Genomic DNA, 14,345 nt, shown 5'->3' with positions numbered 1-14,345 from the left:
GTCCTCCGGGACACTCGGGGCAAATGTTTTTTTCGTGAGCGAAACCGCAGGTGGGACAGGGGTTTCCGCTTCCCCTCCCCGGGTGGATACCCTCGGGGTATGACTTCGCCGCTGCTGAGCACACCGGGCGCCGTGGGCGCCGACTCCCCCGACTCCGGGGTCGCCGCGCACTACGGGGACCCGGCCCACGAGGGCCGCGCCGCGGAGCGGTCCAGCGCGTGGGTGGACCGGAGCAACCGGGACGTGGTGACGGTGACCGGGCCGGACCGCCTCACCTGGCTGAACGACCTCACCAGCCAGCTCGTCAGGGAGCTCTCCCCCGGCATCGGCACCCAGGCCCTGATCATGGACACCCAGGGGCACCTGCGCCACCACCTGTCCCTGCTGGACGACGGCACCACGACGTGGATCCACACCGAGCCCGGTGAGGGCGCAGCCCTGGCGAAGTTCCTGGACTCGATGCGGTTCATGCTGCGGGTCGAGGTGGCGGACGTGAGCGCCGAGCGCGCCGTCCTGACCGTGGTGGGCCCCGAAATGCTCCAGGTGCTAGGGGGCGTCGCCTCCACGGAGACTCCGATGCGGCTCGTCGAGGAGGGGATCGACTTCTTCCTCCCCTCCGAGGACCTGGTGTCCGTCGCCGAGACGCTGACGGCCAACGGGGCCAGGCCTGCCGGGATGTGGGCCTTCGAGGCGAAGCGGATCTCCGAGCACCGGGTGCGCCCGTGGCTGGACACCGACGACCGCACCATCCCGCACGAGGTCGACTGGGTGGGCACCGGGCGGCCGGTGGCCCTGGACAAGGGCTGCTACCCCGGCCAGGAGACCGTGGCCCGGGTGCACAACCTGGGGCGCCCGCCGCGGCGGCTGGTCATGCTGCACCTGGACGGCACCGCCGAGCGGCTGCCCTCGGTGGGCTCCCCCATCGAGCTGGACGGCCGCACCGTCGGAAGGGTGGGCACCTCGGCCCGCCACCACGAGCTGGGCCCGATCGCCCTGGGCCTGGTCAAGCGGTCCGCGCCGACCGACGCCGACCTGCTGGTGGAGGGGATCGCCGCGGGCCAGGAGGTCGTGGTGGACCCGGACACCGGGGCCAACGCCAAGATCGACCTGCGCCGCCGCCCCCGCTAGTCCCGGTCCTGTCGGCCCGGCCCCGCCGTCTCCGTTCCCTTCCCCCCGAGAGGACGCGCGGTGTCCCTGAGACCGTGGATGCTGGTGGTACGGCTGCTGCTGGAGCTGACCGCCCTGGTGGCCCTGGGATGCGCCGTGTGGCTGCTGCTGCCGGGACTGCGCTGGTCCGCCCCCTTCGCGCTGCCGCTGCTGGCGGCGACGGCGTGGGGGGTCCTCGCTGTCCCCGGCGACCCGTCCCGGTCGGGTGGCGCCCCGGTGCCGGTGCCCCGGCCGGTGCGGCTGCTGGTGGAGTGGGCGGTCCTGTTCGGCTCCGCGGCCGCGCTGGCCGCCGCCGGGGAGGTCCCGGCGGCACTGGCGTTCACCGGGGTGCTGGTGGTCTACCACCTGTGCGCCTACGACCGGGTGCTGTGGCTGCTGGGCCTACGGGAGTCGGCCGGGCGGAGCGGGCTCAGTTCGGAGTGATCGGGGCGGTCCCGCCGAGCATCACCTCGGCGAACTCCGTGCCGACCGGTGCCTCGAAGATGATGTAGGTGGTGACGGTGGCCCCCGGATCGATGTCGTCCCACAGGTAGTCCCAGGCCACCGCGAACTCCGCCTCGTCGTCGTTGACGAACTGCTCGCCCCCGGTGGTGAGGGCGGTGGTGCCCGCGGTCTCGAAGACCGCCGGGGCGTTCCCCTCGTTCGTGACGTGGAGCCGGTAGATGTGGTACTCCATCCCGGGCGGCGCGGTGGCGTGGGTGCCCATGCCGTCGGTGACGCCGGTGTCCGTGTAGCAGGTGGCCACCAGGACGTGGAACGGGCCGAAGGCCGTGGTGGCCCCGGTGTACGACTCCGGCGGGACGCTCTGGGTGTGCGACCCGGCGCTGTCCTGACCGCTCCCGGACTCCTCCGACGGACCCCGCCCGGGCCCCCCTGGCTCCTCGGACCCCTCCGCCCCGGCGGTGGGCGGGTCCGGTTCCGGTTCCCGGGGGGCCTGCTCCTCTCCCACGGTCACCTGTACGGCCGGGAGCGGAACGGCGGTGAGGGCGGCCACGGACGCGATGCACCCGGTACCGGCGATGAACACCGCCACGGGGATCGCGACGGCGCGGAGCACGCCGTTCGCCCCCCGTCGACGACCGTTGGCATCCATATGGGTGTGACACAGAACACGCTTTTTTCATTCCGTCCGCTTTCGGACAGAAGCACATCAAACGGTCAGAACGATCTTTCCGCGGGTCCGCCCCTCCTTGCTCAGCCGCCACGCCCGGGCGGCCTCGGCGAGCGGCAGCTCGTGCTCGACGTGCACGGTCAGCACCCCGGCGTCGGCCATCCCGCCCAGTTCGAGCAGGTCCTCGGAGGAGGGCCGCACCCACACGTAGTGGCCGCCGAAGCGCTCCACCTCCGCGTCGGCGACGGAGGCCACCCGCTCCGCGACGCCCGTCAGGGGCAGGCTCTGCTCGGCGGCGCCCCCGCCGACGAAGTCCACCACCGCGTCCACACCGGCCGGGGCCAGCGCGCGCACCCGCCGCACCAGGCCCTCGCCGTAGGCCACCGGCTCGGCCCCCAGCGAGCTCAGGAAGTCGTGGTTGCGCTCGCTCGCGGTGCCGATGACACGGGCGCCCAGCGTCCGGGCGATCTGCACGGCGAAGGACCCCACCCCGCCCGCCGCCGCGTGGACCAGCACCGTGTCGCCCTCGCGGACCCCCACCCGGCGCAGCGCCTGGAGGGCGGTCAACCCCGCCAGCGGGGTCCCGGCGGCCTGCGTCCAGTCCATCGACGCGGGCTTGGGCGCCAGCAGGCGCACGCTCGCCGACACCCGCTCGGCGTAGGCGCCGTTCTGAGCCCAGTCCTTGCGGATGTATCCGTAGACCTCGTCGCCCACCCGGTACTCGGGGACGTCGAACCCGACCGCCTCGACCACCCCGGCCACGTCCCACCCGGGGACCATGGGGAACCCGGCCTCCATGACCGGGTCGAGCCCGCCCGCGGCGAGCTTCCAGTCGACGGGGTTGACCCCCGCCGCCCGCACACCGATCAGGACCTCTCCCGGGGCCACCTTGGGCTCGGGCAGCTCCACCTCCCGCAGGGAGTCCTCCGTGCCGTACCGCTGCAACGCCATCGCCTTCATGGGGGCGACCCTAACCGGCGGTGCCCTCCGCACCGGTCCGGGCACGCCGTGGCCCTCCGGGTGTGCCCGGCCGCACACCGCGTCCGCGGCCGGGGCCCGTGCGGGCCCGGGGAACGGCGGCGGCCCGACGGGGTCACCCGCCGGGCCGCCGGAGCCGTGGAGGCGCCCGTCAGGACAGCGCCGCGGCCAGGCGCTCCTCGTGCAGGCGCTCGCCCCAGGCCGGGGGCAGCGGCGCCAGCTGCCCCACGCGCCAGCGCAGCAGCAGGTCGGCCAGCTGCGGGTTGCGCGGCAGCGCCGGACCGTGCAGGTAGGTGCCCAGCACCTGCCCCTGGTAGGCGCCCTCGGTGCGGTCGTCGTTGCCGATACCGCGCACCGTGGTGGACAGCGGGCGGGCCGACGGGCCGATCTCGGTGCGGCCCTGGTGGTTCTCGAAGCCGGTGATGCGGCCCACCCCCAGGGACGGGTCCACGTCCGCGACGATCTCGCCGACGGCGCGGGTCCGGCCGCGGCCGCTGCGGATGTCCAGGATGCCGATGCCGGGCAGCGGGTTGGCCTCGTCGTCGCCGTAGCTCTCGCCGATGATCTGGTACCCGGCGCACACAGCGAAGACGCAGGCGCCGCGGGCGGCGGCGCGGGCCAGGCCGCCGTCGGCGCGCAGGCGCTCGGCCGCCAGGATCTGCGGCCGGTCCTCGCCGCCGCCGAGCAGGTAGATGTCGCCCTGCTCGGGCACCGGGTCGCTGGAGTGGACGTGCAGGATCTCGGTGGGGATGCCGCGGAGCTCGGCCCGGCGCTGGAGGATGAGGACGTTGCCGCGGTCGCCGTAGGTGCTCAGCAGGTCGGGGTAGATCCACACGATCCGCAGGGCGCTGGTGTTCGTCATGGGAGTCTCCTACTGGACGCGGCCGTAGGCCGTGCGGATCTGCTGGAAGGCCGTGTAGTTGGCGATGAGGTCGACCTTGGTCAGGCCGGGCTGCTCGGCCTTCAGCCTGCCCAGCACCTCGTCCACCCGGTCTGCGGTCTCGAACCGCACCCCGTCGGTCTCCAGGCGCAGGGCCAGGTCGGTGCGGCGCTCGCCCATGACGAAGACGCGGCGGTCGCGCAGGACCCGGTAGTCGACGTCCCACAGCCAGGAGGTGTCCTTGCCGTCGGGGATCTGCGCGTTGACGGACAGGATCACCGGGGTGGCGGGCGGGTCCAGGACGGCGAAGGACTCCAGCCAGCCCGCCGGGTTCTTGGCCAGCAGCAGGCGGACCTCCACGCCCATGGTGACGACGGAGGTGTAGCGGCCCGCGACCGAGGTGATCTCGCGCAGGCGCTCCACGGTGCGCTCGGGGTGCAGGCCGTACCCGGCCGCGGTGGCGGCGGCGATCGCGGCGTTGGAGCGGTTGGCGTCGCCGGGCAGGTTGAGGCGGAGCTTGATGCGCTGCCCCTCGGGGGTGACGAGGACGTCGGAGTCGTTGTCCACCCCCCAGGTGGTCTGCGGGCGGGCGAGTCCGCACTCGGGGCAGGCCCAGTACGGGTCCTGCTCGCGCCGCAGGTGGCCGCCGCACTCGGGGCAGCACCAGGAGTCCTCCTTCCAGCGCTGCCCGGCGGAGACCCACGTGGCGTTGGGAGCGCCCATGCCGGCCCAGGCGACGAGCGGGTCGTCGGCGTTGGCGATGACGTGGGTGTTGCTCTTGCCCAGGGCGGTGCGCCAGCGCTTGGCGAGGAGGTTGATCTCCGAGGCGCGGTCCATCTGGTCGCGGCTGAGGTTCATGAGGACCACGAACGCGGGCTGGGTGGCGACCAGGACCTGCGGCAGGTACTTCTCGTCCACCTCCAGGACGCCGTTGACGGCGGACCGGTTGTTGGACAGCGCGGTGATGTGCCCGGTCGGCATGTTGGCGCCGTGCTCGTTGGTGGCGACGTCGCCGAACTCGCGCAGCGCCTGGGAGATGAGCCGGGTGGTGGTGGTCTTGCCGTTCGTGGCGCTGACGAGGGCGAGCCTGCGGCCCCTGGCGAGCTTGGCGAGCAGGTCGGGTTCGACCTTGAGCGCGATTTTGCCGCCGATCACGGAGCCGTCGCCGCGCCCCGTGGCACGGGACAGGCCGGCGGCACTCCTCCCCAGTACCGATGCCAGTTGGGCGCGCAAGGGAAGCTCGCTCATGTACTCTCCACGATCGCTTGATCACCTGCGCCGATGCGTTGCGGCGGCGGGCGATGTGTCGGGCCAAGCCTATTGTCCACCGGCTATCGGACCCGCCAGTCCAGCCGCTCCGGCGGTGGTCCCAGGTTGGGCGGCACACGGCCCGGAGCGCCCTCGGTCCCCGTGGACACCGGGGCGGTCGCGTCGGGCGTGTCGGTGGTGGCGGCGGCCGGGACGACGCGGGGCCGGACCGCCTCCGGTCGGACCTCTTCCCCCGCGCTTCGTTCGGGTGCGCCGTCGCTTTCGTCACCACTGGTCCGGGAGTCGTCCACTGTGGCCAGTGTTGCCGTGGACAGGGTGAGAATACCCGGATTGGTGTCGGCCAGGACAGGCCCGCCGGGGCCCAGGATCAGGGCCGCGGTGGCGGGGAGGGCCAGCAGCGCCCCGGCTTCGGGGGCGAGCGTGCGGGTGTGGCGGAAGGGGTCGCCCTCCGCGTCCGGCGGGGCGGCGGACCGTTCCCGGGAGTAGGTCGCCTCTCCCCACACCGTGGCCGATCTCACATGGCGGACCAGGTCGAGCGGGGCGACGGCGGCGGCCGCGCTGCGGATGACCGCCCCCGACTCGGTGTGCGGGGAGGCGAAGTACCGGTCGTCGGAGACCACCTCGGCGTCGGGGTCCTCCTCCGGGGTGATGGCGGTCTCCCCCACCTCCGCGGCGACCTCCTCGGTGAGCCGGTGCAGGACAGGGGCGCGGCCCCCGGCTGCGGCGACCGCGGTGGCCGCGGCGGCGGCCGCGCCCGGATCCCCCTGGCGCATCACCACGGGCAGGCGGCCGGGGGCGCCGAACCTCTCCAGGACGGCGGGCACGGCGTCGCGGAACATCAGGACGACCTCCACCCCGCCCGCCCCGGCCGCGGACAGCACCTGGTCGATCTCGCCCTCCGGCAGGGTCTCCGCCCCGCACACCACCACGGTGCGGCCGCGCGGCCCCCGCGTCCGCCGGGAGGCCCCCGCGGGCGCCTCCAGCAGCTCGCTGAGCGCCGCCACCGCGTAGGTGCCGTACACCCGGGCGGCGACCCCGCCCGAGGCCCGGTCCGTGGAGATGATCTTGACCTGGGCGTACCCGCCCTCCTCGGCGCGGGTGCCGACCGCCTCGAACGGGGAGAGGCGGCGCTCCAGCTCCCAGGCCCGCTCCCAGGGGCCGCCCGCGCACCGCTCGCGGACCCGGGCGCGCTGGTCGGGGGTGAGCAGGGCGAGCGCGGCGTCGTCCTCGGCGGCGTCGCCCTCGGGGGTGATGAGGGCGCGCAGCCCGCCGATCAGCTCGGCGATGCCGGCGCGGGGGCCCAGCACCTCCATCAGCCGCAGCAGCAGGGTCTCGTCGGCGTCGGGGTCGTCGGCGCCCCCGGAGGCGGCGGCGACCGCGGAGAGGATCCGGGCCCGCTGGCCGGCGTCCAGGTCGGTGCCCAGGGTCATGCCGGGCAGGTCGGCGGGGAGCACCCAGCGGCGCGGGGCCACCGCGCAGCGCCGGGCCAGCCGGACCAGGTCGCGGGTGACGGAGCGGCCGGTGAGGTCGACGACGGTGAGGTCACCGCCCTCGCGCAGCCGGGACACCCCGAGGGTGGTGAGCAGCGCCGACCACCCGGCGTCGGCGCCGCCCGCGACGAGGATCGCGTCCGTGTCGGGCGGGGCGGTGACGGCGTGCCAGAGCGGCTGGGCCTCGAAGGCGCGGCAGGCCGCCTGCCAGGCGGTGTGCGCGCGGGCGTGCTCCTCCAGGCGGTCGTGGAGCTCGCGTTCGCGGGCCTCGCGCTCGGCGGCCAGCCGCTCCCGGAGCACCTCCCGCCGCCGGGCGGCGACCCGGCGGCCCTGGACCAGGGCGATGACGAGCGGGGCGGCGATGGCGGCGCAGGCCAGCACCCCGCCCATGGCCAGGGTGGCGGGCAGCACCCGCAGCGGCCACAGCACCAGGCACAGCAGGGCGAAGGCGCCGAGCCCGGCCAGGGCGATGTGGAGGGGGCGGTCGGTGCGGTCCTCGGCCGCCTGCCGCGTCTCCTCCGACCGCTGCGCTGGGTCCCGTGCCCCGTCCGGCACGGGACGGCGCGGCGGCGGCCCGGGCGGGGGCAGGAGCACCGCGTACCGCCAGCCGATATAGGTGCGCGCGGCCGCGCCTTCCGGGCGCGGGGTGGGGGGCACCGTCCGAACACCTCCTGGGCGGCCGTCCGCGGGGCGGCCGGGTCGGGATCCACTCGGGAATCGCGCGTGGCCTGGGCCTTGCGCTTTGTGGACGATGGTGTCACCGCCGGGCCGCCTTGTCACCGCCCGTCGGCCGCCTGTGGACGACCTCCCGGACCGGGGGGCGCTCCGGGCCGTGCGCCGGGAACGCGGCGGCCGGGCGGCGTGCCGGGCGGGACGGCACCCGGGGAGGCGCCGCGCCCGCCCCGCCGCGGGGCGGCGGGACGGGCGCGGCGGGCGTCCGGGGCCTGTTCTCCGGATGTCGGTCGGCTCCGCAGGGGGTCGGCGGGGCGCCGGCGGGGTTCCGAAGGCCCGGAGGAGGCCTCCGGGGAACGGGGGCCTCTCCGCGGGACCGGAGGCTCCCGCCCCCTGAGGGCGCCGGACACGGACCGAAGCGGAGCGGGGGTCCGAAGAACGCAGCCTAGAACGCGGGGCAGCTGAGGCCGGCCCCGGGGACCTCGCCGGTCAGCAGGTAGGCGTCGATCGGGTCGTCCACGCAGGGCAGGCCGTAGCCGTACACCGTGTGCCCGGACCCCTCGTAGGTGACCAGGGTCGCGGTCGCCAGCTGTCCGGCCAGCTCCTCGGCCCAGCCGTAGGGGGTGGCCGGGTCGCCGACGGTGCCCACCACCACGAGCGGCGGCGCGTCGGCCGCGTCGAACCCGGTCGGCGCGGTCTCGGTGTCGGTCCAGTAGGCGCAGGGCAGCTGGCCCCACACCAGGTCGGGACCGAAGAACGGCGTCTCGGCGGCGATCGCCTCGGCCGCCTCCCGGTACACCTCGGGGTCGGTCGGGTCCACCCGGTCGGCGCAGTTGATCACGGTGAGAGCCGCCTCGGCGTCCGCGAACGCGCCGCCCTCCGGCTCCTCCCCGGCCGCCTCCGCCTCCCCGGTGTCCTCCTCTTCCTCGCCGACCCCGTAGGTGGTGTCGTAGAGCGCCTCCAGCAGCCCGCCCGACTCGTCGGAGTCCTCGGCCACCGCGGCCAGGGTGCGGGCCAGCTCGGACCAGGAGGTCTCGTCGTACAGCGCCAGCCCCACCATCCCCAGCAGCGCTGCGCCGTCCACGGGCATGCCGCGGACGGTGGGCGGGTCGGCGTCGAGCCGGTCCAGGATCCGCGTCATCTCGGCGTCGGCCGCCTCCGGCCCGCTGAACGGGCAGGTCCCGGCACCGGAGCAGTCGGCGACGAACAGCTCCCAGGTCTCCTGGAACGCCGCCGCCTGGTCCCGGGCGACCTCCACGTTGGGCCGCTCGGTCTCGACGGCGCCGTCCAGGACCAGGGCTCGGGTGCTCCCGGGGAACATCTCCGCGTACAGGGCCCCGATGTAGGTGCCGTAGGAGTAGCCGACGTAGGTCAGCGCGTCGTCGCCCAGGGCCGCGCGGACCATGTCGAGGTCGCGGACCACGTTGACGGTGCCGATCTCGGCGAGGAACTCGGCGCCGACGGTCTCGGTGCAGGCCTCCGCGTAGGACCGGGCGGCCTTCTCCAGGCGCTCGAGCTCGGTGTCCGTGACGGCCGAGGGGTCCTGCACCCGCAGCTGGGCGGCGGCGAACCGGTCCCAGTTCCCGCAGGCGAAGCCGCCGCTGTCGCCGACCCCGCGGGGGTCGAAGGCCACCAGGTCGAAGGCCTCCCGGATCCCGTCGGAGAACTGGGGGTAGGCCAGCATCTCCACCCCGGACTCGCCGGGGCCGCCCGGGTTGAGGACCAGGGAGCCGATCCGCTCGCCGGGGTCGCCGGAGGCGGGCACCCGGGCCAGCGCGATGTCGATGGCCTCCCCGTCGGGGTCGTCGTGGTCGAGCGGCACCGCCAGGGTCCCGCACTCCAGGGCCGCGGTCCACTCGGGGTCGCCGTCCTCGGGGAGCGCGCCCTCCCCGTCCTCGCCGTGGCAGGGCTCCCACTCGATCGCGGCCGCGCCCGCGGAGCCCGGCGGCGCCTGCGCCGGGAAGAACGCCGTACATCCCGTGACCAGCAGGACCATCGCTCCTGCGAGCCCCGACACCCCCGTGTACCGCACCTGTCGGCTCCCCTTTCCGCGCGGCACCGTCGCCGCGTCCCCTGTTCTGCTACAGGGGTTGGGACGAATCGCCCACAGATGCGGTTTCAAGGTCGTGCGCCGACGGAACGTGCCGTATGCCACAAGGAGAACACGGCGGGGCGCCGGGAGGGAGCGGATCGCTCCCTTCCGGCGCCCCGTGTCGCCTCAGGCCTGGACCTGGATGTCCATGACCTTCCCGACCTCGGCCGTCACCGGGTACTCGCCGGTGAAGCCCCGGGAGGCCAGGACCCGCACCTTCCACTCGCCGTCGGCGGCGAAGAACCGGAAGGTCCCCTCGTCGCCGGTCGCGACCTCGCCGACGAAGTCGTCGGAGGAGTTGAGCAGGCGCGCGTACGCCCCGCGCAGCGGCTGTCCGTCCCGGGTCACGGTGCCCTGGATGACCGCCTGGTCACCTGCATCGACGTCGGCGAGGGCGACCCCGCCGACCGGTGCTCCGCAGCTCTCGCTCACTTGGCCTCGGCCTCCCCCAGCTCGATCGGCACGCCCACCAGGGAGCCGTACTCGGTCCACGAGCCGTCGTAGTTCTTGACGTTCTCCAGGCCCACGATCTCGTGCAGGGCGAACCACGTGTGCGAGGAGCGCTCGCCGATACGGCAGTAGGCGATGATGTCCTTCTCCAGGTCGACACCGGCCTCCGTGTAGAGCTCGCGGAGCTCCTCGGCGGTCTTGAAGGTGCCGTCCTCGTTGGCCGTCTTGGCCCACGGGATGTTGCGCGCGGTCGGGATGTGCCCCGGGCGCTGCGACGTCTCCTGCGGCAGGTGCGCCGGGGCGAGCAGCTTGCCGACGAACTCGTCGGGCGAGCGCACGTCCACCAGGTCCTTGGTGCCGATGGCCTCGACGACCTCGTCGCGGAACGCGCGGATGGCGAGGTTCTGCTCCTTGGCCTCGTACCGGGTGGCGGCCCGCTGGGGGACCTCCTCGACGAGCTCGCGGGAGTCCAGCTCCCACTTCTTGCGGCCGCCGTCGAGCAGGCGGACGTTCTCGTGGCCGTAGAGCTTGAAGTACCAGTACGCGTAGGCCGCGAACCAGTTGTTGTTGCCGCCGTAGAGGACGACCAGGTCGTCGTTGCCGATGCCCTTGGCGGACAGCAGCTTCTCGAAACCGGTCTTGTCCACGAAGTCGCGGCGGACCGGGTCCTGGAGCTCGGTCCTCCAGTCGATCTTGACGGCGCCGGGGATGTGCCCCTTGTCGTAGGCGGACGTGTCCTCGTCGACCTCCACGAGAACGACATTCTCGTCGTCCAGGTGAGCCTCCACCCAGTCGGCGTCCACAAGGACGTCGGAGCGGCTCATGGGGAACCTCCTGATTGTTTCTGCTGCGTGCGGTGTCGCGTGTGCTGGGCTGTGCCCGGCGGATGCGGGGTCCGGCGGGCGGGGGGTCAGGCCGTCTTCCCCGCCGCCGCGAGCCGGCGGCCGAGGAGGTACGCCTCGCATCCGGCGCAGAAGCCGAAGGCGGCGTTGAGGAAGGCGGCGGTGAGGGCGAGGGCGGTCGCGGCCGCGCCGAGCCAGTCGGGGCCCACCAGGTATCCGATGAGTCCGACGGCGGCGAAGGCGAGTCCCACACCTTGCGCGAACCTGGGCGGCCGGGCGTCCTCCGTTTCGGAGGGCGGCCCGATCCGGGGCCGTACGACGGCGGAGAACAACAGGGCGTAGGGCGAGTTGCGCACACCCGCCAGGACTCCGATCGCGAACACCGCGGCCTGGAATCCCAGGATCCAGGGTTGGGCGAAGGCGAGGGCGGCGGCCAAGACGAGTGTGGTCAGGGCAGCGGCGAAGCGCTGTCCCCGGGGATCGACCTGCATTGTGTGTCCCTGGCGTGCACGAGAGAGAAGACCGGTCGCGCAAGGGGCGAGGGGCTCGGGCCCGAACGCCCTAAGGACACAGACAGAGCGCGGCGGCGACGCGGCAGAAGTCCACCGCCCGTCGCTTCGTGAGATACGCGCTCGTCAAGGAAGTCACGTCCTTGACGCTACAGGCCCCCCGGCGTGTTTGTCACGGGTGGCCTGGATCACAGGAGAGTGCGTTCGGGCCGGTGGGAACGGGTGCGGCGGCCGCCTCGCGTACCGGGGCCGACGTATTCCCTGGTCATCCGGTCGGGAATGGGAGCCGGACCCCGGGGCGCGGGTCAGGCGACCGCGGCGCCGATGGCGGCGATCACATCGGCTTTGCGGGGCAGGCCGCTCGCGCGGCGCACCACGGCGCCCCGGGCGTCCAGCACCAGGACCGTGGGGGTGCGCAGGATGTCCAGGCGACGCACCAGCTCCAGGTGCGCCTCGGCGTCGATCTCGACGTGCGCGACGCCTCCGACCATCCCGGAGACCTCCTCCAGGATGCGGCGGGTGGCCCGGCAGGGCTGGCAGAAGGCGCTGGAGAACTGCACGAGGGTGGCCCGCTCCCCCAGCCCGGCGCCGATGTCTCCGGCGTCCAGGACGGTGGCGCCGTCCCCGGTGTCGGCCATGGTCCCGCTCCCCTCTGCCGTCCCGTCCCCCGCCGTTCGGTCGCCCGCGGCCCCCGCGGTCCCCGCCGCCCGGGCGGCGGGGCGGCCCTGGGCGCGGAAGCGCCCCTGCCCCCGCCGCCACAGCAGCCCCAGCACGGTGGCCCCGAGCAGGGTGGCGGCGAGGACCGCGGAGCCGACGGGGTCCATCAGGCGGCCTCGGCGCCCATCAGCGGCACGTTCTCGGCGGTCCCGCTGACCCGCAGGCCGCCCGAGACGGCCTCGGCCTCGGTGACGGTCATCCCGAAGGGCATCTGCGGCACCGGGAAGGACACGGTGACCATGCTGGAGACCAGCCCGCTGATGTCGGTGGGAGCGCCCTCGACCTGGATGTCGGTGGGGGTCGCCGAGACGACCCCGTCCTCGACGGAGATGTCCAGGGCCGCGGAGATCGGAACGCTGATGCCCAGGTCGGTCACGGCCAGCTCACCGCTGGCGTGGGGCTGTCCCCCCTCGGTGGACACCGTGATGCCCTCGGGCAGGAAGGGGTTGAGGATCGAGTAGGGCAGGACCGCCGAGCCGTCGATCCGGCCGGCCGTCACCCGCGGGTCGGACAGCAGCTCCGACAGCGGGGCGTCGACGTCCAGGGCGTGGACCTCGATCTGCTCCACCGGGTACTCGCCGAAGGTCGCGGAGGGGGCAGAGATGACGATCTCCTCGTAGGTGCCGCCCAGCGCCTGCGGCAGGAAGGCCCACCCCTCGATCGAGACCGTGGGCTCCTGCTCCATCTGGAACTGCTGCTGCACCTGGCCGGCGATCATGTTCTGCGCCAGAGCACGCCCCCCGATGTCGGCGGCCACGACGAGGCCCACCAGGAGGATCAGGAGGACGACAAGAAACTTACGCATCTGGAATCCCAGCACACTTTCTTTCGCTCCGGCGCGGCTCTCGGCCCGTGGACTCGGCCGGTCATCGTCACACGCCATCGGTGCCCGGAGGGCACTGGTCATGGGGAACCTGTAGGGAAGGGTACTTCACCGCGGTTGGACGCCCCGGAGCCGTCAACGGTTCGCGTCCGGGGCGGGTTCCTCGAGTTCAGCGGAGGTTCGGCGGAGGTTCAGCGGGGCATCAGCAGGGCGGCGAGGCCGTCGCTGGCGGCCGCGCCGGCCAGGGAGAGCTCGATCACGTTGGTGGCGACCACGTGGGCGCCCGCGCGGCGGCCGAACTCGAGCACGTGCGGCTGCTGCTCGTGCTCCTCCTTGGCGAGGTCGTCGCGGTAGATCGCGTAGACGATGCGCTGGAGCGGCGCGCTGGGCACCGTGTGGCAGGCGAACAGCAGGGTGTCGGGTTCGCGGTCGGCGACCTCGGCGACGACGGCGTCGGCGATCCGGTCGAAGCCGGGGCCCTGGCCGTCGGCGAGGGTGTAGATGGTGATGACGCCGCGCAGCTTGGCGGGCGGCGCCTGGCGCACCGGCGGGCCGTCGTAGTACTCGTCGTACGGGTCGGCGTTGCGACGCTTACGGCGCACGGGCTCCTCCAGGAGTTCGTCTTCGGGGTCCCCGTCCGCGTCGTCCTCGTAGTCGTCGTAGAAGTCGTCGTCCTCGTCGTAGGCGTCGCGCCGCGGGCGGACCATCAGTGCGGCGGCGCCCCAGAGCGCGGCGACCGCGCCGAGCATGAGCAGCGGACCCGCGGCGCCCAGGCCCAGGCGGCCCACCGTGATCGACAGGACCGTGGCCAGGGCGACCAGGCCGAGGACCCCCAGGCGGAGGTTGCGGTCGGCGGTGGAGCGGCGGGCGACCGCGACGAGGGCGGTGACGAGGAAGACCGCGATGACGACCTGCGAGAGGTTGACGAGCGAACGCGGGATGAGGTCGTAGTGGTCGCCCAGGGGAGGGAAGGTCGTGGAGAACCGGCCGCTGATGCGGTCCATGCTCAGGACCACCAGGGGGACGATGGTGAAGGCGCTCAGGAACAGGCGCGAGGCGAAGCGCCCCTGGGCGGAGCGGACGCCGTACTCCAGGGCGCCCCAGGCCATGTAGAGGGGGCCCAGCAGGCTGATACCGATGTGGAGCAGGCGGAACGTCACGCCGTTGAAGTCGAACAGCGCGCCGATCACCGCCGCACTCAGTCCCAGGGTCAGTCCGAGGGACGCGACGAGCCATCCGATGACGGTCACGCCGGGGCGCCGCTGGGCGTAGGCGGCGAGCGCGGCGGTGGCACTCCAGCCCACCAGCGCGCTCATGAATGCGAGTCCTACGATCACCATCCCGA

At 73.9% G+C, this 14,345-nt stretch carries 15 protein-coding genes; 2 read left to right on the top strand and 13 right to left on the bottom strand.

The genetic code is table 11. The features are described from left to right. Positions 1-99: 99 nt before the first annotated feature. Together ygfZ and ACSUPR_RS18755 are read left to right on the top strand one after the other, a co-directional pair. Positions 100-1,128, top strand: a complete 1,029-nt coding sequence (gene ygfZ, locus ACSUPR_RS18760) for a CAF17-like 4Fe-4S cluster assembly/insertion protein YgfZ (RefSeq protein WP_436885982.1) — start codon at positions 100-102, stop codon at positions 1,126-1,128. A 60-nt stretch (positions 1,129-1,188) separates the two neighbouring features. Then, positions 1,189-1,590, top strand: coding sequence for a DUF2568 domain-containing protein (locus ACSUPR_RS18755; protein ID WP_436885980.1), 402 nt, complete (start codon positions 1,189-1,191; stop codon positions 1,588-1,590). Here ACSUPR_RS18755 and ACSUPR_RS18750 read toward each other — a convergent pair. From ACSUPR_RS18750 to ACSUPR_RS18690, 13 genes are all read right to left on the bottom strand, one after another. Continuing rightward, on the bottom strand, positions 1,577-2,224 hold the full coding sequence (locus tag ACSUPR_RS18750; RefSeq protein ID WP_436885978.1) for a DUF4352 domain-containing protein: 648 nt from the start codon (positions 2,222-2,224) through the stop codon (positions 1,577-1,579). The genes ACSUPR_RS18755 and ACSUPR_RS18750 overlap by 14 nt on opposite strands. Positions 2,225-2,317: 93 nt before the next feature. Continuing rightward, on the bottom strand, positions 2,318-3,238 hold the full coding sequence (locus ACSUPR_RS18745; RefSeq protein ID WP_436885977.1) for an NADP-dependent oxidoreductase: 921 nt from the start codon (positions 3,236-3,238) through the stop codon (positions 2,318-2,320). Positions 3,239-3,407: 169 nt separating this feature from the next. Next, positions 3,408-4,118: a type 1 glutamine amidotransferase gene (locus ACSUPR_RS18740; protein WP_436885975.1), complete on the bottom strand. Its 711-nt coding sequence runs from the start codon at positions 4,116-4,118 to the stop codon at positions 3,408-3,410. 9 nt (positions 4,119-4,127) lie between these two features. Next, a complete protein-coding gene (locus ACSUPR_RS18735; protein ID WP_436885973.1) occupies positions 4,128-5,384 on the bottom strand; it encodes a MurT ligase domain-containing protein in 1,257 nt (418 codons plus the stop codon). Between the two features lie 83 nt (positions 5,385-5,467). Further along, positions 5,468-7,552 carry a hypothetical protein gene (locus ACSUPR_RS18730; RefSeq protein ID WP_436885972.1) on the bottom strand — a complete coding sequence of 695 codons (2,085 nt, stop codon included), beginning with the start codon at positions 7,550-7,552 and terminating at the stop codon, positions 5,468-5,470. Between the two features lie 460 nt (positions 7,553-8,012). Next, positions 8,013-9,563, bottom strand: a complete 1,551-nt coding sequence (locus ACSUPR_RS18725) for an alpha/beta hydrolase (protein WP_436885970.1) — start codon at positions 9,561-9,563, stop codon at positions 8,013-8,015. A gap of 222 nt (positions 9,564-9,785) precedes the next feature. Next, positions 9,786-10,091: a DUF1416 domain-containing protein gene (locus ACSUPR_RS18720; RefSeq protein ID WP_436885969.1), complete on the bottom strand. Its 306-nt coding sequence runs from the start codon at positions 10,089-10,091 to the stop codon at positions 9,786-9,788. Beyond that, a complete protein-coding gene (locus ACSUPR_RS18715; RefSeq protein WP_436885967.1) occupies positions 10,088-10,933 on the bottom strand; it encodes a sulfurtransferase in 846 nt (281 codons plus the stop codon). The genes ACSUPR_RS18720 and ACSUPR_RS18715 overlap by 4 nt, the downstream gene beginning before the upstream one ends. Positions 10,934-11,019: 86 nt before the next feature. Further along, the gene (locus ACSUPR_RS18710; RefSeq protein WP_436885966.1) at positions 11,020-11,442 is read right to left on the bottom strand and encodes a DUF4395 domain-containing protein; all 423 of its coding nucleotides are present in this window, start codon (positions 11,440-11,442) and stop codon (positions 11,020-11,022) included. 70 nt (positions 11,443-11,512) lie between these two features. Beyond that, positions 11,513-11,557 carry a hypothetical protein gene (locus ACSUPR_RS18705; RefSeq protein ID WP_433701923.1) on the bottom strand — a complete coding sequence of 15 codons (45 nt, stop codon included), beginning with the start codon at positions 11,555-11,557 and terminating at the stop codon, positions 11,513-11,515. A 208-nt stretch (positions 11,558-11,765) separates the two neighbouring features. Continuing rightward, the gene (locus ACSUPR_RS18700) at positions 11,766-12,098 is read right to left on the bottom strand and encodes a thioredoxin family protein (protein WP_436892055.1); all 333 of its coding nucleotides are present in this window, start codon (positions 12,096-12,098) and stop codon (positions 11,766-11,768) included. Positions 12,099-12,283: 185 nt separating this feature from the next. Then, positions 12,284-12,982 (bottom strand): LmeA family phospholipid-binding protein, encoded by a 699-nt coding sequence (locus tag ACSUPR_RS18695; RefSeq protein WP_436885965.1) that lies wholly within the window; start codon positions 12,980-12,982, stop codon positions 12,284-12,286. A 209-nt stretch (positions 12,983-13,191) separates the two neighbouring features. Beyond that, complete coding sequence (locus ACSUPR_RS18690) at positions 13,192-14,316, bottom strand: putative quinol monooxygenase (protein WP_436885964.1); 1,125 nt, start codon at positions 14,314-14,316, stop codon at positions 13,192-13,194. Positions 14,317-14,345: the final 29 nt, after the last annotated feature.

The sequence above is a fragment of the Nocardiopsis dassonvillei genome (assembly GCF_964273065.1).
Lineage (GTDB): Bacteria > Actinomycetota > Actinomycetes > Streptosporangiales > Streptosporangiaceae > Nocardiopsis > Nocardiopsis dassonvillei_B.
This window is presented reverse-complemented; position numbering and strand designations above follow the sequence as displayed.

What these genes read in the sequence shown, in the direction of transcription:
- ACSUPR_RS18695 (WP_436885965.1), bottom strand. Translation starts at nt 12,982, where the DNA reads ATGCGTAAGTTTCTTGTCGTCCTCCTGATCCTCCTGGTGGGCCTCGTC.
- ACSUPR_RS18690 (WP_436885964.1), bottom strand. Translation starts at nt 14,316, where the DNA reads ATGAGCGCGCTGGTGGGCTGGAGTGCCACCGCCGCGCTCGCCGCCTAC.
- ACSUPR_RS18735 (WP_436885973.1), bottom strand. Translation starts at nt 5,384, where the DNA reads ATGAGCGAGCTTCCCTTGCGCGCCCAACTGGCATCGGTACTGGGGAGG.
- ACSUPR_RS18700 (WP_436892055.1), bottom strand. Translation starts at nt 12,098, where the DNA reads ATGGCCGACACCGGGGACGGCGCCACCGTCCTGGACGCCGGAGACATC.
- ACSUPR_RS18740 (WP_436885975.1), bottom strand. Translation starts at nt 4,118, where the DNA reads ATGACGAACACCAGCGCCCTGCGGATCGTGTGGATCTACCCCGACCTG.
- ACSUPR_RS18745 (WP_436885977.1), bottom strand. Translation starts at nt 3,238, where the DNA reads ATGAAGGCGATGGCGTTGCAGCGGTACGGCACGGAGGACTCCCTGCGG.
- ACSUPR_RS18725 (WP_436885970.1), bottom strand. Translation starts at nt 9,563, where the DNA reads ATGGTCCTGCTGGTCACGGGATGTACGGCGTTCTTCCCGGCGCAGGCG.
- ACSUPR_RS18715 (WP_436885967.1), bottom strand. Translation starts at nt 10,933, where the DNA reads ATGAGCCGCTCCGACGTCCTTGTGGACGCCGACTGGGTGGAGGCTCAC.
- ygfZ (WP_436885982.1), top strand. Translation starts at nt 100, where the DNA reads ATGACTTCGCCGCTGCTGAGCACACCGGGCGCCGTGGGCGCCGACTCC.
- ACSUPR_RS18710 (WP_436885966.1), bottom strand. Translation starts at nt 11,442, where the DNA reads ATGCAGGTCGATCCCCGGGGACAGCGCTTCGCCGCTGCCCTGACCACA.